The organism is Lactobacillus sp. UCMA15818, assembly GCF_030400225.1.
Lineage (GTDB): Bacteria > Bacillota > Bacilli > Lactobacillales > Lactobacillaceae > Liquorilactobacillus.
The window spans coordinates 489,626-510,300 of the sequence record NZ_VJYB01000001.1; the positions used below are offsets into that span (position 1 = coordinate 489,626).

Here is a 20,675-nt window from a genome sequence, read left to right on the forward strand (position 1 = left end):
TATGATAGCAAGGGCTATTATGAATGTCAACGCCAAATGTTATATCTTCTTACATCTTTTTGTTTTCAAAGAAAGTTTCGCCTACTGCGTTACTAATCGCAATTTTTACATGGGAATAAGTTAATCCTCCTTGAACATACAAAGTAAACGGAGCTCTCAAAGGCCCGTCAGATGATAACTCAATTGTTGAACCTTCTGTAAAACTACCCGATGCCATTATTTCTTCATCCTCATATCCATCCATATAACTTGGTACTGGGTCTACAAAGGAATTTACAGGTGAGTAATGCTGAATAGCTGCGCAAAATGAAATCATTGCTTCTGGATTTCCAAAACTAATTGTTTGGACTAAATCAGTCCTCGATTCGTCCCATTTTGGAGAAACAGCAAGTCCCATTTTTTCTAGTAATGCACTTGCAAAGACTGCACCTTTGATTGCATTTGCGGTCACATTTGGTGCCAGAAAAAAGCCCTGAAACATATCACGCATATGTCCAATAGTTGCCCCTTCATTTTTGCCTGCTCCAGGGACATTTAAACGATTTCCTGCTTGCTTAATTAGGTCTTTTCTTCCCACTATATAAGCTCCTGTCTTAGCAATACCTGCACCTGCATTTTTAAACAATGATCCTGCCATTAAATCTGCTCCATATTCAGTAGGTTCATGCACTTCTGAAAACTCACCGTAACAATTATCAATAAAGATAATTACATTCGGCCTGATTTGCTTTACAAATCTAATCATTTGTTTGATCTTTTCAACCGTGAAGCTTGCACGGTCTGAATAACCACGTGAGCGCTGAATAGCGACTACTTTAATCTTCTCGTCAGCTTTCAGCTTTTGTTCAACATCTCTATAGTCAACCTCACCACTCTCAAGTAATGCTGAATAATTAAAATTAATACCAAAATCTTTCAATGTTCCAGGTTCATTTCCAACAATACCAACAACATGTTGGATGGTATCATATGGCATTCCCGTCATATAAAATAACGTGTCTGCGGGCCTAAGCACCCCAAAAAACGCTGTCGTAATGGCATGCGTTCCAGAGATTAACTGTGGTCTAACCATTGCATCTTCAGTGTTAAAATAATCTGCATAAATTGCATCCAGCTTGTCTCTTCCGACATCATCATAACCATAACCCGTAGAACCTGCAAAATCTTCTTCTGCCACATGATGTTCTTTAAAACATTTCAATACTTTCATTTGATTGTATGTAGCTTGATCATCAATTTCTTGAATCTTACCCTCTATCTGCTTTTCGACCTCTTCAATTTTTTGTTGTAATTTTACTGGTAATTCATCCATCCATGTGCTCAAATTTCATCTATCCTTTCTCTTTAAGCCATAACAAAACTGTGTTTTCTATTTTTTCAATCTCTGTTTCATCAGAAAACAAATTAAACCACGTTACATCCATTTTATTTCGAAACCACGTCAGCTGTCTTTTGGCATAGTGTCTCGAATTTTTCTTTATCTCTGCTACCCCATTTGCTAAGCTATCTGTCCCATTGATGAAAGGAAAAAGTTCTTTATATCCAATTCCCTTACCTGCTTGAAAATCTATCCCACCTTTTTGAAACAACCAGCGAGCCTCATCCACCAAACCCTCGTGTATCATTTGATCGACCCTTTGCTCAATTCTTTCATACAAAACATTACGTTCTGTATTCAAACCAATTACCAAAGCATCAATTTCCCGATCTGGTTGATCAAATTGTTCCGAAAACTTGCATCCTGTCACTTCATACACTTCAATAGCACGAATAATTCTTCTGACATTATTAACCGGAATTTGTGCCGCAGCAACCCTATCAATCTCATTTAAGTAGCTCCACAGAGCTTTTTTCCCATTTTTCAAAGCAAAATTTTGAAATTTGATTCGTATATCCTGACTGTTTTTTACTTCATTACCACCTAAATTATATCCAGCAAGTAACGCTTGTAGATAGAAACCTGTTCCTCCTACAATCAAAGGTAATTTTTTTCTGTTGCTGATTTTCTTAATTTGGTCCTTAGCATCCTGCACAAAATCTGCAACCGTAAAGCGCTGATTAACTTCTCTGATATCAATCAAATGGTGTGGAACTAACTTTCGCTCGTCCACAGTAGCTTTTGCTGTTCCAATGTCTAAGCCACGATAAACCTGCATAGAATCCCCTGAAATTATTTCGGCATTAAATTTCTGTGCCAATGCAAGCGACAACGAGGTTTTTCCAACTGCGGTAGGTCCGACAATAACGATCACTTTATAAGCCAAAAAAATGGCTCCTTTCAATATTTTTATTCTATTTTTAAGCAAAATAATCAATAAACTGGAATTTGAAATCAAAATACTTCATAATGAATATGTATTAATTAAATTGAGGGGGTTTTTTAATTGAAACAATTTAATACAGGATTTTTATTAGGAATTGTTACAACAATCGGCGCCGCTGCAGGTTGTTTTTATGCTTTCAAGAAGAACGTTATTGAACCAATTGAAGTAAAAGAAGAACTCGACGATCAACACCGACGTCGTGCAATCCGTAAAATGCATTCTGCACATCAAGGATAACACCTTTAGATTAATCTATGTACAACTATCCTAAAAGCTAATTAATTGTATCTGAGAAAAGGGCTGCCACAAAACATTCGTTTTGGCACAGCCCTTTTTTCATTACCTATAAATATATTACTTTCACTAACTCACTATAGCACCAAAAAACCTCTAAATTTTCTACCCTATGTCAAGTCTGCTACTTTCTCTTCTTAATCTTACCATCCCAACGTTCAAAACCGTTCTTTAGCACAAAAATATCCTTATAACCATCTTTATGCAGTTTAACTGCAATTCTTGTACTTAAAGACTTGCCTTGATCATATAGATACACAGGCATATCCTTACGAATCGATTCTTTCATAATCTTGAATTGAGTATATGGAACATTACGTGCCCCCATTATATGGCCTGCATCAAAATTATCCTTATCCCTTAAATCGATAATTTGTCCTACATGCATTCCTTGCCTGAAATCTTTATTTTCAAGCAACGTAGCGACACGTCTTCCTTGATACCATAAATACAGTTGATTTCCAATAATGTAAAGTAGAATTGCAATGGCGATAATATCAATTACAACCCAGATCGAAACATTTAATACCATAAACTATCATCCCCTTTTTCATTCTAAACTCTTATTTGAAGCGCAAAGCCAATGATGCAGCGCCAATCACACCAGCTTCATTCCCTAACTGTGCTAATTTAAGCTGAGTAGACTTCCTGACTGTTGGAAAAGCAAACTCTAAGAAATATTTTTCAACTCGGCTTAATAAGAATACCCCAGCTGCAGACACACCGCCACCGATAACAACAGATGAAGGATTTAGTAAATTCCCAATATTTCCACAAGCTAGTCCCAAGTAATAGCAGACACGATCAACAACCATCTTCCCAAGGAGATCATCTTCTTTTGCCAAATCAAATACAATTTTAGATGTAATTTCCTGTCCATCATCTAATGCACGCTTTATTTTTGAATCTCCAGCAAATTCTTCTGCAAGATCGCGGGCAACACGAACAACACCTGTAGCTGAAGCATATGTCTCCAGACACCCATGATTGCCACAAGTACACAAATACCCATTTGGCTGCACAACCATATGGCCGATTTCACCTGCTGCACCAAGGCCATGGAGAAGCTCGCCATTAGAAACCAATCCACCACCAACACCCGTTCCCAATGTAATAAAGGCGACTTCTTTATCGTTTTCACCGGCGCCCTTCCATTGTTCACCTAAAGCAGCAACGTTTGCATCATTATCAATTGCAAAAGATATCTTTGTTTCTTCTTCAACAACTTTTTTTACTTCTTGCTGGGTTTTCCAATTAAGATTATAAGCGCCCGTTACAGTTCCTGCTTCTAAGTCAACTGTACCGGGTGACCCCATACCAATTCCAAGAAATTGTTTAGGCACCATCCCATATAAACTTAGATGATGATTAATAGATTCAACTATGTCTGGAACGATATGCGCCCCATCATCAAGAATATTAGTTTCAAAACTCCATTTTTGTTGAATTTCACCTTTTTCAGTTAAAATTGCAAATTTGATTGTTGTACCACCTAAATCAATACCAATTAATTTTTTTTCCATTAATTGTCCCTCCAAAAAGTAAATGTCTAGTTATTTTCTTCAACCCTATGTTCACGAGTCAAAACCAGTTTAGCATTCAAAAATGTTTGCTTATCGATAACTCCCGCCTGATACAAATTATCAATCTCAAGTGCCATTAATTCAATATCCCATAGCCGCTTACCGACATAAACAAAAACTCCAAATTTTTTTAATAGCTGTTGTACGTCGTAAAGTGTCTTCAAAAAAACATCTCCAATTAATTATAATAGAAAACTTTAATTTTTAAAACCCAAAGTAAACATCATAATACATAGACACACTAATGCTAGACCGCTGACAACCCTTTTTGGGAGTGGAACATTGCCTACACGCGGAACACCTACACAATAACCAATCAAAAAGCCGCCAATAAGCCCACCAATATGTCCTGCCAAATCAACACTGCCATAAAATCCAAAAACAATATTCAATACAACCAACAGCAAAAACTGCCTTGCCATTGCCCTGATATATGGGTTACTACTAAATGATTCTCCCATCATCAAATAAATTCCAAATAATCCAAACAATGCAGTGCTCGCACCTGCAGATAAAGCATTTGGATTGAATGCAAAACTTGCAAGATTTCCAGCAACTCCACTCACTAAGTAGACAGCCAAAAATCTGACACGGCCTAAAATACCTTCAAGTTGAATTCCTACAAAATATAAGGTTATCATGTTCAAAACAAGATGTTCAAATCCAATATGCAAAAACATTGGTGTGATTAAGCGCCACCATTGTCCCGCAATAATGAGCGAATTAACTTTTGCGCCAAATTCAACTAATACCCCGATGCTTTCACTGCCGCCCGCCAAAGTCATTAATACAAAGACGATTACATTAATCCCCAAAAGTGTATAGGTAACCACAGGTTTCTTTACCACCATAAATCATCCTCACAAAGTCAATATTTTTTCTATCAAAACATCAGTTTCTTCAACCGGCCAAACTGATTCCTCAAAAAAGCGCGCCTTTTCAGCGAGACTAACCGTTGTACCTCCATAATCAGCTAAAAAGCGATCAAAATATCCACCGCCAAATCCCAGCCGCTCTCCTTTCGAAGAAAATGCTAATCCTGGAACAATAATTAAGTCAATTCGGGACTTTTCAAGCGTTATACCGGAACTTTCAGGCTCTAATATTCCAAATTTATTTCTCGCAACTTTCATCGTTGGAGTTAATAATTTAAAACTCATTTTTCTCTGTGCCAAAGTGAGTGGGATGCAAACCTGCTTAGATTCCATCCATGCTTGCAAAATAATTGGTTTAGTATCAATTTCAGAAGGTAAACTCAGAGTCACACCTACCGTATCAGCCTTACTCCATTCAGAAGAATTAAAAAGCTTTCTGTACAGTAATAGTTCATCTAATTCTTTGTCCCATCCACTCTTTCTCTCTTCAAATATCGCCAATTGTTTTTTTCTATATAGTATTTTTTCTTTATTCATTACCAACAAGTAACCCCCAAAAAGATTCTATATTAAGAATTTCAAAGAGTGTAACATAACAAAAAACAACAGGAAAAAGTTCCTGTTGTTATTTTGTTTCGCGATGTAATGTTACCTTGTTGTCACGTGGACAGAACTTATTCAATTCCAAGCGATCTGGGTTATTACGCTTATTCTTACTAGATAGGTATGTCCTCTCATGACATTCAGTACATTCCATTGTAATGTGTACACGCATATTCAAAACCTCCAAACTACGACTTCATTTCAAAAAGGCGACTAAGCCCTTAACGTAAATATAATACCATCTTTTATACAAACACGCTAGTATTTTTTCAAAAAATGTTAAGGAAATTCCCTTGACAGCCTAATTCGTAGTATAACCATCACTGGATTGTACATCTTTCCAGTAAGCTGTATAGATTGCACTCATTGACGTCATGTTGATTGAATCTTCTTCAGACATCCCAGGAAACGCAATCGCAATCACAACTTGCGGATTTTTAGCAGGTGCATATGAAACACCACTTAATGTCGTTGTTTCATTAGTTCCATAATAGGTCTGCGCAGTCCCAGTTTTTGCAACGACTTGTGGATTCAAATCTGCAAGTTTTGTCCCAGTTCTCAATGAATTAGATCCATGAACTACGTCCCAAAAACCAGTCTTTACAACATTCCACTCTGCACTTGTTGCACTTACAACGTTCAAGATGTTCGGTGTAAACTGATATTTAGTCTTCCCCAAAGTACCATCTTTATTTGTACCTCGAATGGCCTGTAAAATGTGCGGTTGCAAACGATAACCACCATTCGCAACAGTTGCCATATACTGTGCTAACTGAATTGTAGTATACGAATCATAGTTACCAAATGACAAGTCAAGTGCTTTACCAATATCGCTCTGACTTGAGGGTCCCTCATAGCCGGAAGCTTCACCTGGAATATCAACCCCAGTCTTCACACCTAAACCAAATTGGTTAAAATAGCCCCTAAGTTTGCTGAATATTGAGGTTGACATATTCAATGAAGCATTTTCCTGATAATTGAACCCAGCTTCACGCATTGCCAACTGCATCATATATGAGTTTGAAGAAATCTCCAAAGCATCAGAAGCCGTTAATTGTAAATTGTCATTTCCTGAAGCGTTAAACCATGAAGATTTACTTGCTGTATCTTTCAGTTTGATTGGCTGATCAGTAAAAGTATTACTTGTGGGCGTAATTGCACCAGACATTAAACCTCCCATTACGGTTGCGCCCTTAACAACAGACCCCATAACAAATGACTGATTGATTGTTCCAAGTGCGTTTTCAGAAACCTTACCGGTCTTAATATTACGGTTAACACCTGCTAAACCATAAATTGCTCCTGTATTAGGGTTCATTATTACCGCATACGCACCAGCGAGATAAGGATTACTTCCCGAAACACTCTTAACTGCACTTTTCATAATACTTTGAACATCTTGTTGGAATTTTTCATTGATTGTTAAAACAACATTGTCACCCTTTTTGCCACCATAAGTCTTAATTTCTTTGGTAATTTTATTATTTTGAGTTTCAAGTGTTGTAACCGAATTAGTGCCCTTCAATACATTTTCATATTCAGCTTCAATATAGCTTGAGCCAACACTATCATCTCTTGCGTAGCCTTCTGCTAGAAGTTCACTTAACTGATCACTTGGTAATCCCTGCTTTTTACTTGTGACAGTTCCGATAACACTTTTAACAGAACTACCATTCGGATAACTTCGCGACCAACTCGTGCCAATCTTTACACCGGCCATTTGAGACAGATTTTCCCCCACCTCAGACATTTCACGATCGCTAACATCCTCATACTTCAAGTACACAGTTGAGAGTGAATATGCACCACTCATCTTCGAATAAACAATTGCTGCCTGCTTTTGTTTGCTTGTGAGATTAGCCGTGAGCTTATGCTTCTTCACATAAGCTACTTCAGCTTTGTAAGTTGCTGTTCCACTCAAACTTGAAAACTTGGTTATCTGTTTTTTTAATTTGTTGTTAACTGCCTTGAGATTTTGTTCATTTCCAAGATAGTAATCAGATTTCATTGCCGTGGTCATTGTTGAAGTGTCGATCTTGACATATTTAACAAGTTCGTTAGCAATTTGATACATCTGTTTTGAGGTAACAGACAACGGTTTTGTATAAGTAATCGCTCGCGAAGCGCTATTTGAAACCAGAACCTTTCCAGTTGAATCATAAATCATTCCACGCTGAACACTCCCTGTCTCAGTCTGTGTATCTGTACTACTGATTTCAGATTCAAATTTGGTTCCGTTAACAATTTGGAGATTTGCTAACTGCCAGATTAAAGCAGCAAATAGCAAAAAAACAATTACAAAAAGAAAATTCAGTCTAAAAGGTGTCTGTGATTTCTTTATTTGTCTTTTTTTACTTGTTTTTCTAAGAAACTTCAATTTTTTTCCCTCACAATAAATAATTAATTAGCCTTTTTCTAACATCGGCCTACCACATAATAACTCACCTAATAATGTTACCATAAATTAGTCTTGATACTTTATTAATTGTCTAAACTTTAATAAAAACTACATGCTTTTTTCAACTTTGCATTTAAGTATGTATTATAATTGAAGATGTTACATAAATCATTATTAGGAGTCTAGCATGAAAATAAGATTAGCACATTTTGTTCGTAGTCACTATCCTTTATTACTTAGTTTCTTCTTACCTATTTTTCTAATGGGCGGTTATTTCATCTCACAAGGAATGTTTCCTTTTGGTAAAAGTAGTTTATTAACTGTCGATTTAGGACAGCAATACATTGATTTCTTCTCATATTTCAGAAGAACCCTTTTATCAAATCCAAGTGGCTTCTTCTATTCATTCTCCAAAGAAGTCGGCGGCAACATGGTTGGTGAGTGGGCATATTACCTCATGAGTCCATTTAATTTATTCTTGCTGTTATTTCCCGAAAAGTACTTAGCAGCAGGAATTATGCTGATTACACTCCTAAAGTACGGCTGTGCTGGTTTATCTTTTGGCTATTTTTTAAAGAAAATGCGGACACAGTCAGGTCTGACAATCGTTGCCTTTGCAACTTCATACGCAATGATGGGTTGGTTTGTTGCAAACCAATTAAATTTGCTGTGGCTGGATGCAACGATTTTCTTACCACTGATTGTCTTGCAGCTTCACAGACTTTTATCAGGTAAAAGAAGCTGGCCGTACATTGTTTTATTAGCCATTATGCTAATTGACAATTATTATATGGGCTATATGATCTGCTTATTTTTAATTCTATATTTTATTTGGTTTGTATTCTCAAGCAAACGAGATTTAAAGCAAGTTTTCTCATTGAGCCTTCGCTTTATTGCCAGCTCACTTATTGCGGTCACAACCTCAATGATCATTCTGCTGCCAACAGTTGCTTCTTTACTTTCAAGTAAAGGGCAGTATACGCAAAGCTCTGTAAGTTTTAAGTTCGAATATAATGCTCTAAAAATACTTTCCAAATTCATTGTCGGTTCATTTAACTTTCAACAAATGCCCTCGGGCTATCCCAATCTCTTTATTGGCTCTGTTTTCTTGATTGGATTCTTTTTATACTTTGTCGATTCAAGAATCAGCTTACGCGAACGAATTTTGGCATTTTTAATTAGTATTTTCCTAGTCTTATCTTTATGCTTTGAACCTCTTGATCTCTTGTGGCATGGGTGGCAATTTCCAGTCTGGTATCCATATCGCTTTTCGTACATCATAAGCTTTTGGATGCTTCTTCTAGCAAGTCGAACTCTCAAAAATTTTATAGCCATTCGCCCTTGGAAAATCTGGCTGAGTTTCATTCTTTATGCCGGTATAATTGCATATTCCTTCGTAAACGAGAAAAAGTTCTCCTATATAACGAACGAGACCTTGATTTTTACAGCCGTTTTTGCAACCCTTTCTCTTGTAGTCCTAGCTTTTGCTGTAAATTCAAAATATAATAAAATCAAAATTTTCTTACTGTGTTTGATCAGTATTGTTGAGATATCAATGAACGCCTATATTTCGTTAGGTAATTTGAGTTATCTCACACAAAAAGACTATGCAACTCCTACAAAGGCACTTGTAAAAGACAGCAGTTACCTGAACAGTCTCAAAAACAGTGCTTATCGTACCGGACAAACATACAGTCGTACCAAAAATGATGGCCTAGCTAATAATTTGAATACCGGTTCATATTTTAGTTCGGCGCTTGAAAAAAGCATTCCAGATTTTTATGGTATGCTTGGAAATCCTGATGGGGATAATTATGTTACTTATTCAAACGGCACAATTATTAGTGATGCCCTCTTGAATATGAAATATTTCATTGCACCAATTGATAGCTCATTGCTAAAAAAAGGGCAGCCGCTCTCGTCCTTGACAGAGAAACCTGATTTATCTCGTTATACGTCGATTAAACAAAATAAATTAACTCAAATTTATAAAAACAGCAATGCACTAGGCTATGCTTATCTTGCCAATAATCAGTTGAAAAATCTGCAAGTACTCTATGATAATCCAATTGAATATCAAACTGAATGGTTGAATGACACAATCGGCAAGCAAAATACAAAATACTTTGAAGCACAAAACTTCAACGAAGTCGTATTCCAAAATATTGAACAATCAACTAAATTGACGAATACTGTTTTTAAAAAGAAAAATTTTGCGAAAACAGCCCAAATCATTTTTAAATTTACACCTAAAACAAATAATTCATACTATTTAACACTTGGTTCTGCTTTTGATTCAGACAACGTCTCATTATACTTAAATAATCAGCCGTTGAAACAATACGGAACTTTCAGGCATACTGTCGTAGTTAATATTGCAAACCATTCAAAGGGACAGGAGATTGTGTTAACTGCACGTTTTAAAAAATCTTCACTATGGTTAAATAATTTTGTTCTTTATAAAATGAACAATAATTTGGTTCAAAATAAGATTAAGCAGATTAAGAAACATTCAGTTAATCTGAAACAGATTTCATCCCGTAAACTAGTGGGATCTTATAATGCTACTGCAAACCATCTCTTAGCTACCACAATTCCCTATAGCTCTGGGTGGACAATCCGTGTAGATGGCAAAAAGGTTTCGACTTTCAAAATTCAAAATACATTTCTTGCAGCAAATGTAGCTAAAGGAAAGCATTCAATTACTTTAACCTATACACCACCCTTATTTGTGATAGGTACCATAACTACGCTAATTAGTTTAGTCATATTGCTATTCATAATTATCTTTGACCACAAAAAAAGACGACGCAGAGGTCAGCAAAGCAAACCTCTGCACACATCTTAATAACAGTTATCAATCCATCAAACTATTGAAATGAGCAACATCCCTTTGATAACCAACAACTAGTAGACTATCTCCCAGAACCAATGCATCACTTGGTGCAGGAGAGATGTCTATTTTTTTATCATGCCTAATTGCAATCACATTAAGTGCATATTTTTTTCTGAATTCAAGTGAGGCCAATGATGCTCCCACAAATGAATTTTTTGTAATTTTGATTTCAGCAACCTTAATATCAGAGGATAAATCAAGATAGTCCAGCATATTCCTTGAAAGGAGATTCTTTCCAATTCTTGTCCCCATATCTCGTTCAGGATGTACAACTTTATCCGCACCTAATTTTGTCAAAACACGTGCATGATACTCATTTTGTGCCTTGGCAGTAATATATTTAACTCCTAACTCCTTGACCATCAATGTCACAAGAATACTCGCCTGAATATCTTCACCAATTGCGATTACAACATGATCAAAGTTTCGAATACCAATTGATTTGAGTGTACTTTCATCTTGTGCATCAGCAATAACTGCTTGTGTTGCAATATCCTTAAAATCATTGATGCGTGCCTCATCTTTATCAATCACCAAGACCTCAGCCCCCGCGTTTATTAAAGTCTGACAAACACTTGACCCAAACCTCCCTAATCCAATCACAGCAAAAGTTTGTTTAATCATTCTATGAAGTTCCTCCTGAACGAAAAAAGGCGCCGCGACACAAAATAAATTCTGTCAAAGCCCCTTCTCACTAATATTTTCACATCTTCAAAACATAAAAGGCAACTAAATTAATAATTCATTAGGCTTAAAATATCATAATCCTTAATTTTATCGCGTCCATTTAAGGCATCAAGCTCAATAATAAATGCACATCCCACAACAATGCCACCTAATTGCTTGACTAAATCAATTGTTGCTCCAATTGTCCCCCCAGTAGCCAGTAAATCATCAGTAACCAACACTCGCTGTCCTGGTCTCACAGCATCCTTATGCATATAAAGCGCTGAAGTACCATATTCAAGCTTGTATGTTGCTTCAATTGTTTCACGAGGTAATTTTCCCTTCTTGCGTGCAGGTGCAAAACCAACACCAAGTTCATAAGCCACAGGACAACCAACAATAAAACCGCGAGCTTCTGGTCCAACAATCATCTCAACTTTTTTGTCACGAGCAAATTGAACAATTCGTGCCGTAGCTTGCTTATAAGCTTCACCATCAGCCATCAAGGGTGAAATATCCCTAAAGATTATTCCCTTCTCAGGATAATCAGGAATATTTGCAATATACTTCGTTAGATCTAGTGCCATTTTATAAACGCTCCTTTAATTAAACTGTTATGAATTGAGAAATAGTAGCCTCAAATTCTGCAGTTTTACTCGTCAATAAGACATTTTCTGCTTCAAGCAATCGTTGTCTTGCACGATAACTAGGAGCATCTTTCAAATTAATTTGCTTACTTGAAGATGATCCAGCCATTAATCCATTGTCTATTTTAACAAATCCAACTTCAAAAAACACCTGTATGGTAAAAATCAACAAATCTTTTTTCATTTTCAGGTAATCTGCTAATTTATTCAAATCTTTTTTTAGATCCACATTTTTGTGTGAAATTACAAACCTGTAAACTTTTCCCAGTTCCTCCTTAGATGGCATTCCATTAAGAAGTACCGGCTTATACGGATAAAGAATTGTTGTTATCTCTGCAAACTCAATTTTTTTTAGTAAAATACCGAAACTCTCCAAATTAGGAGGACAATCAACGACAACAAGATTATCTACTTTTATTCTCCCAGATAACTCTTCCAGACCAACAATAATTCTTGCATCATGCTTAAAATAACCAGCTAGTTTTTTATAAACTATTGCATTAAAGAAAAAGAATTCGCCATCCGTTTGCAACAAACCAGCGGTCAATCTACTGCGTCTTAAGTCATTAAGTCTAATCTTAGGTATCTCTGTGACATTCAAACAAAAATCCTTAATCATTACCTGCAGCTTAGTTTGACCCTTCCACACATTGGTAGTTAATTCGCCAACAAATTCAATGTCATCAGCATTAGCTACCAACTGTTGTCCATGCTCACCAACAGAAAATGCAATTGCATCAATCGCTGCTCCTTTGCCTTTTATAGACATTTTAAAATGATTTTTCTCTTGTCCCATTAAGATTGCATTTTGTATTTTGTAATTTGCAAAAGAAAAAATTGGCTTAGGATTATCTACCCCAAATGGTGCTAGTTGCTTCAATTCAGCAATAAAATCAAGACTAAGCTCATCTACCTCAAGCGTCTGCTCAATTCTCAATTGTGACTTTTTATCTAAATCTAGCTTCTGCTTTTTTGCTTCATCATCTAATATTGCTTGTAATTCCACAATTTTTGACTTTTCCAAAGAGAGTCCACACGCCATATGGTGCCCACCAAAACTGGTTAAAAGGTCACGATGGCTATTAATTGCATCAAAAAGTTGGAAATCCTCAATTGACCTTCCTGAACCCTTAGCAATCTTTCCATCATCCGTGATACTTAACACTAATGATGGTTTGCCTGTCTTTTCAACTAAATGACTAGCAACAATTCCCAGTACACCTTCGTGCCAATTCTTACCAGCAACAACGTTCACTAGATGTTTAGTGGTATTCTCCATCAGTTTTTGGGATGCCTGCTTTGAAATTGTTGTTACCAGTTCCTTACGTCTAGTATTCAATTCTTCAACTTGGCTTGCAATCTGCTTCGCCCTATCTTCATCAAGCGTGGTTAATAATTCCACACCAAGATTTCCATTTTGAATTCTGCCCAAAGAATTTAATCGTGGGGCAAGTGCAAAACCAATCGTTTCTTCATCGAGATCAGCAATGCCAATTTTAGCATTATTCAATAATGCTAATAGACCTATTCGCTGAGTGTTTCTCAGTGACATGATTCCAAACTTGACAAGCGCACGATTTTCATCAAGTAGCGGCATTAAATCAGCAACGGTTCCAATTGCAACTAAATCAAGCAGTTCTTGTGGAATATCTTCCAATAACGCTGAGGCTACTTTGAAAGCAACGCCAACACCTGCCAAATTTGGCCAAGGATACTCTTTATCAGGATGTCTCGGATGAACAACGGCAGCGGCCTCGGGTAACCTGTCAGGTAATTCATGGTGGTCGGTTATTACAACGTCCACATCGTGGCTGCGCGCATATGCAACCTCCGCGTAGCCGCTAACCCCGTTATCTACCGTAATAATCAGCTTTGTTCCCTCACTGATTAATCTCTTATATACCTCAATGTTTGGCCCATATCCATCGATAAAACGATCAGGTATGTAATAATTTACGTTGGCACCAATTTGTTCAAGCGTTTCGTACATCACTGCCGTACTTGTTAATCCATCTGCATCATAGTCGCCATAAATCGTAATTTTTTGATCGTCCATTACAGCAGCTTGAATTCGTTCTACAGCCTTATCCATGTCATGTAAAAGATATGGATCATAAATATTATTTTCACTAGGATTTAAGAATTCAGCAGCCGCCTCAGGAGTTGAAATACCTCTTTTGACTAACAACTGTGTCAGCAGTTTTGAAATGCCCATTTGCTTTTGCAGCTTGAGTTCCTTTTCTCCTAATGACGTAGACTCGAACTTCCATTCGTAGTGCGTGTCAAACAAAAAAATCAACTCCTACTCAACTTTACTTTAAATTCAAACTATTTGTTCGATTATCATTAATCTTGCGCTGATACTCAGCTCTTACTTCAGTTACTTTCTTCTGATAGTCTGCTTCAAACTGTTTTTTGATTTGCTCCTCGTGATCACTTTTTTTCTTTAATTCTCGTTTTAGACCAACAATCGTCATTGTTGATAATAAGACAGCAATCAAGGCACCTAGTAACAAAGAGACTACCAAGATTAATACTAGCGGTAAACTAAACTTGCCAAAGAGAAAATTCAGTTCAACCTTTTGCGTATTCAATAGTGCAAAAACAACGACAACAAGTGCTATCAAAAGTGCTAGAATCATCCGCCACTGATTTTTCATAATTAACTCCCCTTTTCAATGCCTATTCCTTTTAACGTCTATTTTTTATTGAACAAATCTCCTGCCAAATAATCACCAACTCGTGGAAACAAGTCATAGAAGCGATGAGCAATTTCAAACACAAAAGGTATTGTGAGCTCTCTTTTACTCGTTCCTATTGTGTTAACTACTTTTTGTGCAATTTCCTCTGGCTTCTGGATCAAAAAGCCAATCTTACTCAAATAATTGCCTGTCTGATCTGCAATTTCAAAAAAATTAGTATCAATTGGTCCTGGATTAACGGTTAGCACAGAAATACCCAATGGCCTCAGCTCAAGCCTTAATGCATTCGAATATCCTAGTACAGCAAACTTGGTTGCTGAATATACAGCAGATTTGGGAGTTGCAATTTTACCGGCCGCAGATGCAACATTAATGATGGCTCCCCTGTTGCGCTGTGCCATCTTAAGCGCAGTAAACTTCGATAGATACATCAAGCCCAGCACATTGACTCTAAACATTTTTTCTGCCGTCTTCATTTCGAAATTCAAGACATCCTCCATTAGTCCGAATCCAGCATCATTAACGAGTACATCAATCGGACCAAGTTCATCTTCAACCTCTCCAACTAAGTTCTCAATCTGCTCCGGGTCTTCAACATCCAACTGCTTCGCAACTGATATTCTTCCTGACAACTTCTGACATTCTTTAGCAACCTCTTCAAGTCTATCCAATCTTCTGGCACAAACAACCACAATTGCACCTTTTCTCGCTAATTCATACGCAATCTGCTCACCTAATCCAGAAGATGCCCCAGTTACAACAACAATTCGATTATGCAAATCCCTCAGCTGTTTATAATTCTTCATTCTTTCCCTCCTGTTTACGAGAAAATGGAACCACATAAGTATCAAAATCATTTGCCAATGTCGTATTTTTAAAAATCTTATGTGCATCTTTTTCAAGCTGCACTGCTTTTGCACCAATATATCTTGCAGAAATATGTGTGAGAAATAGTCGTTTTACTCCGGCTTGTTTAGCAATTTTTGCAGCTTGCATATTAGTTGAATGATGATAATTATACGCCAGTTGTGCCTCATCCTTGCCAAAGGTACTCTCATGAATAAGTACATCTGCATTCTTTGCTAATTCTAAAATCGATGATGTCTGTCTTGTATCACCAAGAATAGTCACAATTCTGCCTTTCTTTTTTTCCCCAAGATAGTCATTTCCATCAACAATTCTGCCATCAGCCAATGATACCCTCTCACCTGCCTTCAGTCTGCCATATATTGGACCAGCTGGTATATGCTCCGCTCTAAGTTGTTCAACTTGAAGTTCTCCGGCATAGTCGCTTTCAACTACACGATACCCAAAACATTCGATTCGATGATCTAACCTATCAACATAAACTTGAAAGCGTGCTTCGTCTACCAATAACCCCGTTTGTTCAATTTCAATGTATTTTATTTTGTAAGTTAATTTAGATTGTGAAACACGCAAACTCATTTGCACAAAATCCTTTACTCCTTTTGGTCCATAAATCACCAAAGTTCCCATCTGTTGAGCACCTTGGAAAGAGCGGCTACTTAAAAAGCCAGGAAGCCCAAAAAGATGATCTCCATGAAGATGTGTAATAAAAATCCTAGTCACCTTTCGTGGCCTTATCGATGTTTTCAATATTTGATGCTGTGTTCCTTCTCCAACATCAAATAACCAAACTTCATTTATTTCCTCTAAAAGCTTTAGGGCTATACTAGTTACATTACGTGACTTCGCAGGCGATCCCGCACCAGTTCCTAAAAATTCAATTTCCATATATAATTCCAATCTATTAAACCAGCAAAGATGGTTTAAAATATAATAATGTCTTACACTATTTTAACATCAAAATAAAAGCTGTCACTATTTTTAATTACAAAATATAATTAAAGTGGGATTTAAAAAAAATTTATTCTAAGAAGAGAGGAACAACATGTATCTAAAAGACTTTACAACACTTATATTTGGACTCAATCCTTATTATCAATTATATTTTCAGGTAGATAATACCTTGATTCCGATTACAAAATTTTCGGTCAATGATCAATCTGCGGTTTTACACACAAATTCTAATTCAAATACTGCATTAAACTTAAAAACATTTTTTACTCTGTCAAACCAGTCTGTTCTATCGGACAAAGAAATTCTGATTAACTACGACTTTAATACTTTTAAAGTCTTTGGATATCGAATAGCAGAAAATAAATTATTAATAAATGGTAAGCTGCGTCTATAGAATAAAAACGAGGTTGTCCGCAAAATATTTCTTTGTGGCATCCCTCGTGTCAATTACATTACGGCGTATTCCAGAAGAAACACTTCACCTGATTAATCAGAAAATATGCACTTCGTATACTCATAATTACGTATCAAAAGTCAAAAAATTGTTAAATTCTCTTATTTTCTTTTTTACTTATCTTCTAATATTTCTTTTGCAATAAAATTGCCGTAATAATTCAGTCCATATTCGTTTGGATGAACGTTATCATCATAGAACCAATTAGTATGATTATTACTATAATCATACCAATCAATTATCCGCAAATTAGAATACGTTTTAGTTGCAGCATTCAACGAGTCGTTAACTTGCTTTTGCCATCTTCTCGTTGGAACATGTGTATTTATCCAATACACTCTGCGATTTCCAATTGCTCCCATAATTTGATGCAGTTCTCCATCATTAAACGGTCCATTCGTCCCCAGACTCAACAAGACTGTATTGCTTAGCTGACCTTTTTGTGCAAGGTCATTCAAGATTCCAATTGCATCCCTTGGCTGTCTTCCGACCTTTGCATCAATATACATCTGCTGGAAGATTGATTTTAGTTTTAATGACCCATCAGCCAGTACAGAATCTCCAATTGCTGTGATTTTCATATTTGCCGCTTGTTGCTGTTGTGATTGTGTTAACTGGATTGACTTCGAACTTGATTGTGCTGAACTACTCGTACCTTTTTGTGAAGAAGCGGAACTCGAACTTGTGCCTTGTTTTCCTTTATCTTGCAGCTTTTTATTATCTTCTGTAACTTCTTTTTGGTTCTTTTTTATCACATTTTCTAATTGTTGATCTCCTTGATTACTTTGTGTTTTAGGCTGAAAAACTGCACCCGTCATGGTCAGTGCGACCATGAAAACTGCACCCGCTATCCATAATCTTTGCCAACCATAACGAGACTTTTTTTTGAAAAATTCCCCAATTACTTCTTTTGTCCTAGAATAATCAAAGTGCTGTAGTGGCAATTCAATATAACGATAGGATAAATGACTAATCATCACAATCAAAAGAATCTCAATAACAACATGTATCCATGGATGTGCAGCAATATTTACATGGGACTCATAAAAAATCATTACCGGATATTGATAGAGATATATCCCATAACTTCTCTTACCCAGCCAAGTAAATACGCGATTAGTTAGCAACTTGTTCAGATCGGCTCCAGGATGTGCAACGGTTGCAATTAGGAACACTGAAATCAAGGAAAAGAAGAACATCCCTCCATGGTATGTTAAGTCACTTTCCCCAGACATTGAGAAGAACATCAAAATAATCAAAATTAGACTAACTATTCCAATACAATCTAAAATTATTCGTGATTTTTTCTGAAGATTATTTTTCAATCCTTTACTTGGCCAGATAACTGCTAAACTAGTTCCTAACAAGATAGAAAACATCCTTGTATCAGTTCCAAAATATATTCTTGAAGAATCTTGGCCGTCTTTATACAATAATGCCATCGTTAATGCTGAAAAAAAAGCAACTATAAAAATAGTATCAAAAATCGGTTGTTTTTTTCGTAGAACTACCCACAAAACTGTTAGTATAATTGGCCAGAAAAGATAAAATTGACCTTCAATCGACAATGACCAGAGATGCGTAAACGGCGACTGTACTCCAAAACGATCAAAATACGATTGCCCCTGTCTAACTTGCACCCAATTATAGACATAAAACAGGTTACCAACGATCACATTTCGGATGCCATTCAGTAAACTTCTTTGAAATAGCGTTATATATGCACTCGTAGCAACAATCATTGTAACCAATCCTGGATAAAGTCGCTTCATTCTCTTCTTATAAAAGGAAAAAAGATTGACCTTTCCATTTTTTTGGATCTCTTCATTCAAAATATCCGTAATCAGATATCCAGATAATACAAAAAAAATTGGAACTCCCAAAAAGCCACCCTGGATATCATATGGCACAAGATGATATAAAATTACCCCAATAACTGCAATTGTTCTGATACCATCAAAGCCTGTAATATAACGTCTCTTCTTATTACTCGTATTCATTTTTTTCCAACCCCAAAATACAAAAAACTTCTACAATTTATTCAACAAATTCAAATGTAAACTTATCAATTCTAACTAGATCGCCTTGTTTAGCACCCTTCGTTCTTAGAGCGTCATCAACACCCATCCCTCGTAGCTGACGAGCAAACCGCATAATGCTTTCATCATGTTCAAAATCCGTCATTTTAAATAACTTATCCAATGCATCACCACTTAATACCCAAGTTGCATCTGGATCTCTTGTGATTTCGAATGGATATTGTTCTGATTCTTCAAACTTATAAACAATTCCATTTTCAAGCTGTTCCTGTCGTTTTCTATCTGCCAGTGTTGGAAATATAGGAGTCTCCTCAAGTAAATCAGCAGCTTTCGCTATCAATTCCTTAACACCTGTATGCGTCACCGCAGAAATTTCAACAACCTCTGGTACAGTTTTGAGCATTGTATCATTCTTAATTTTAACAATAAAATCAGCTAAATTTTCCTTAGCATCCGGTAAATCCATCTTACTTGCTACTACAATTTGCGGACGCTCAAGCAGCGTTTCATCATACGAAACCAATTCCTGATTAATTTTAACAAAATCATCATATGGGTCCCGTCCATCCATGCCACTTAAATCAACTAAGTGCAGAATTACCCTTGTACGTTCAATGTGTCTCAAAAATTGAATTCCGAGTCCAACCCCTTGGGAAGCTCCTTCTATTAGTCCCGGCAGGTCAGCCATCACAAAGTCGCGCCCATCATCCAATCTTACCATTCCTAGGTTAGGAACAAGTGTTGTAAAATGGTAAGCCGCAATTTTTGGCTTTGCACTTGTAACAGTAGCCAAAAGCGTCGACTTGCCGACTGAAGGGAAACCAACTAACCCAATATCTGCCAAAACTTTTAATTCTAACCGCAAAACACGTTCAATTCCTGGTTCACCATTTTCTGCAATCTCTGGTGCTGGATTCTTTGGACTCGCAAAATGAATATTCCCTCGGCCTCCACGACCGCCCTTTGCAACCACTAACTCGTCACCATCATGCAGCAAATCACCTAAAATTTCACCTGTCTCATCATCCATGACCGTAGTTCCTTCAGGTACAGAAACATAGAAGTCGCTTGCTCCGCGACCATACATTCCTTTATTCATACCCTTTTCGCCAGCCTTGGCTTTAAAATGACGATGATAACGAAAATCCATTAAGGTCCTTAGCCCTTCATCAACCTTTAAGATTACACTTCCACCCTTGCCACCGTCTCCACCAGCTGGGCCACCATTAGGAACAAACTTTTCGTGACGAAATGCAACTATGCCATCTCCGCCATTTCCGGCCTTTACATTGATTTTTACTTGATCGACAAACATTATTCATTCACCCTTCTTTCCATATTGATTATTTACATTTGCACTAATATGTGAGCTA

The 20,675-nt window shown here is 36.7% G+C and carries 19 protein-coding genes; 2 read left to right on the plus strand and 17 right to left on the minus strand.

Going from position 1 to position 20,675, the window contains the following annotated elements; translation table 11 throughout:
- Positions 1 to 49: 49 nt before the first annotated feature.
- Positions 50 to 1,312, minus strand: a complete 1,263-nt coding sequence (locus tag FFX44_RS02500; RefSeq protein WP_289977724.1) for a methionine gamma-lyase family protein — start codon at positions 1,310 to 1,312, stop codon at positions 50 to 52.
- A gap of 19 nt (positions 1,313 to 1,331) precedes the next feature.
- On the minus strand, positions 1,332 to 2,264 hold the full coding sequence (gene miaA, locus FFX44_RS02505; RefSeq protein ID WP_289977561.1) for a tRNA (adenosine(37)-N6)-dimethylallyltransferase MiaA: 933 nt from the start codon (positions 2,262 to 2,264) through the stop codon (positions 1,332 to 1,334).
- A 120-nt stretch (positions 2,265 to 2,384) separates the two neighbouring features.
- Between miaA and FFX44_RS02510 the strand changes: the two genes are divergently transcribed.
- Positions 2,385 to 2,561 (plus strand): DUF3042 family protein, encoded by a 177-nt coding sequence (locus tag FFX44_RS02510; RefSeq protein WP_289977565.1) that lies wholly within the window; start codon positions 2,385 to 2,387, stop codon positions 2,559 to 2,561.
- A 181-nt stretch (positions 2,562 to 2,742) separates the two neighbouring features.
- Here FFX44_RS02510 and FFX44_RS02515 read toward each other — a convergent pair whose 3' ends face one another.
- From FFX44_RS02515 to FFX44_RS02545, 7 genes are all read right to left on the minus strand, one after another.
- Positions 2,743 to 3,150, minus strand: a complete 408-nt coding sequence (locus FFX44_RS02515; protein ID WP_289977566.1) for a rhodanese-like domain-containing protein — start codon at positions 3,148 to 3,150, stop codon at positions 2,743 to 2,745.
- Positions 3,151 to 3,181: 31 nt separating this feature from the next.
- Entirely contained in the window at positions 3,182 to 4,141 is a 960-nt protein-coding gene (locus FFX44_RS02520; protein ID WP_289977568.1) for an ROK family glucokinase, read from the minus strand.
- 26 nt (positions 4,142 to 4,167) lie between these two features.
- Entirely contained in the window at positions 4,168 to 4,365 is a 198-nt protein-coding gene (locus FFX44_RS02525) for a YqgQ family protein (protein ID WP_289977569.1), read from the minus strand.
- A gap of 33 nt (positions 4,366 to 4,398) precedes the next feature.
- Positions 4,399 to 5,052 carry a rhomboid family intramembrane serine protease gene (locus FFX44_RS02530; RefSeq protein ID WP_289977571.1) on the minus strand — a complete coding sequence of 218 codons (654 nt, stop codon included), beginning with the start codon at positions 5,050 to 5,052 and terminating at the stop codon, positions 4,399 to 4,401.
- A gap of 9 nt (positions 5,053 to 5,061) precedes the next feature.
- Positions 5,062 to 5,613 (minus strand): 5-formyltetrahydrofolate cyclo-ligase, encoded by a 552-nt coding sequence (locus tag FFX44_RS02535; RefSeq protein ID WP_289977726.1) that lies wholly within the window; start codon positions 5,611 to 5,613, stop codon positions 5,062 to 5,064.
- Positions 5,614 to 5,701: 88 nt separating this feature from the next.
- Positions 5,702 to 5,851 carry a 50S ribosomal protein L33 gene (gene rpmG, locus FFX44_RS02540; RefSeq protein WP_003690623.1) on the minus strand — a complete coding sequence of 50 codons (150 nt, stop codon included), beginning with the start codon at positions 5,849 to 5,851 and terminating at the stop codon, positions 5,702 to 5,704.
- Positions 5,852 to 5,980: 129 nt separating this feature from the next.
- Positions 5,981 to 8,056 carry a penicillin-binding protein 2 gene (locus FFX44_RS02545; RefSeq protein WP_289977577.1) on the minus strand — a complete coding sequence of 692 codons (2,076 nt, stop codon included), beginning with the start codon at positions 8,054 to 8,056 and terminating at the stop codon, positions 5,981 to 5,983.
- A gap of 208 nt (positions 8,057 to 8,264) precedes the next feature.
- On the opposite strand from FFX44_RS02545, the gene FFX44_RS02550 reads away from it, so the two are divergent.
- Positions 8,265 to 10,925, plus strand: a complete 2,661-nt coding sequence (locus FFX44_RS02550) for a YfhO family protein (protein ID WP_289977579.1) — start codon at positions 8,265 to 8,267, stop codon at positions 10,923 to 10,925.
- Between the two features lie 9 nt (positions 10,926 to 10,934).
- On the opposite strand, the gene FFX44_RS02555 is transcribed toward FFX44_RS02550, so the two are convergent.
- The 8 genes from FFX44_RS02555 to obgE all read right to left on the minus strand — a co-directional run bounded on the left by FFX44_RS02555 (position 10,935) and on the right by obgE (position 20,617).
- Positions 10,935 to 11,594, minus strand: coding sequence for a TrkA family potassium uptake protein (locus FFX44_RS02555; protein WP_289977728.1), 660 nt, complete (start codon positions 11,592 to 11,594; stop codon positions 10,935 to 10,937).
- A 113-nt stretch (positions 11,595 to 11,707) separates the two neighbouring features.
- Positions 11,708 to 12,226: an adenine phosphoribosyltransferase gene (locus FFX44_RS02560; RefSeq protein ID WP_289977582.1), complete on the minus strand. Its 519-nt coding sequence runs from the start codon at positions 12,224 to 12,226 to the stop codon at positions 11,708 to 11,710.
- 19 nt (positions 12,227 to 12,245) lie between these two features.
- Positions 12,246 to 14,576, minus strand: a complete 2,331-nt coding sequence (gene recJ, locus FFX44_RS02565) for a single-stranded-DNA-specific exonuclease RecJ (RefSeq protein WP_289977583.1) — start codon at positions 14,574 to 14,576, stop codon at positions 12,246 to 12,248.
- A gap of 22 nt (positions 14,577 to 14,598) precedes the next feature.
- On the minus strand, positions 14,599 to 14,946 hold the full coding sequence (locus tag FFX44_RS02570; protein WP_289977585.1) for a lipopolysaccharide assembly protein LapA domain-containing protein: 348 nt from the start codon (positions 14,944 to 14,946) through the stop codon (positions 14,599 to 14,601).
- Between the two features lie 38 nt (positions 14,947 to 14,984).
- Positions 14,985 to 15,794 carry an SDR family oxidoreductase gene (locus FFX44_RS02575; RefSeq protein ID WP_289977587.1) on the minus strand — a complete coding sequence of 270 codons (810 nt, stop codon included), beginning with the start codon at positions 15,792 to 15,794 and terminating at the stop codon, positions 14,985 to 14,987.
- Positions 15,781 to 16,743 (minus strand): ribonuclease Z, encoded by a 963-nt coding sequence (gene rnz / locus FFX44_RS02580; RefSeq protein WP_289977589.1) that lies wholly within the window; start codon positions 16,741 to 16,743, stop codon positions 15,781 to 15,783. Before rnz ends, FFX44_RS02575 begins: the two co-directional genes overlap by 14 nt.
- 633 nt (positions 16,744 to 17,376) lie before the next feature.
- Positions 17,377 to 19,263, minus strand: a complete 1,887-nt coding sequence (locus FFX44_RS02585; protein WP_289977591.1) for an acyltransferase family protein — start codon at positions 19,261 to 19,263, stop codon at positions 17,377 to 17,379.
- Positions 19,264 to 19,300: 37 nt separating this feature from the next.
- Positions 19,301 to 20,617, minus strand: coding sequence for a GTPase ObgE (gene obgE, locus FFX44_RS02590; RefSeq protein WP_289977593.1), 1,317 nt, complete (start codon positions 20,615 to 20,617; stop codon positions 19,301 to 19,303).
- Positions 20,618 to 20,675 lie beyond the last annotated feature (58 nt).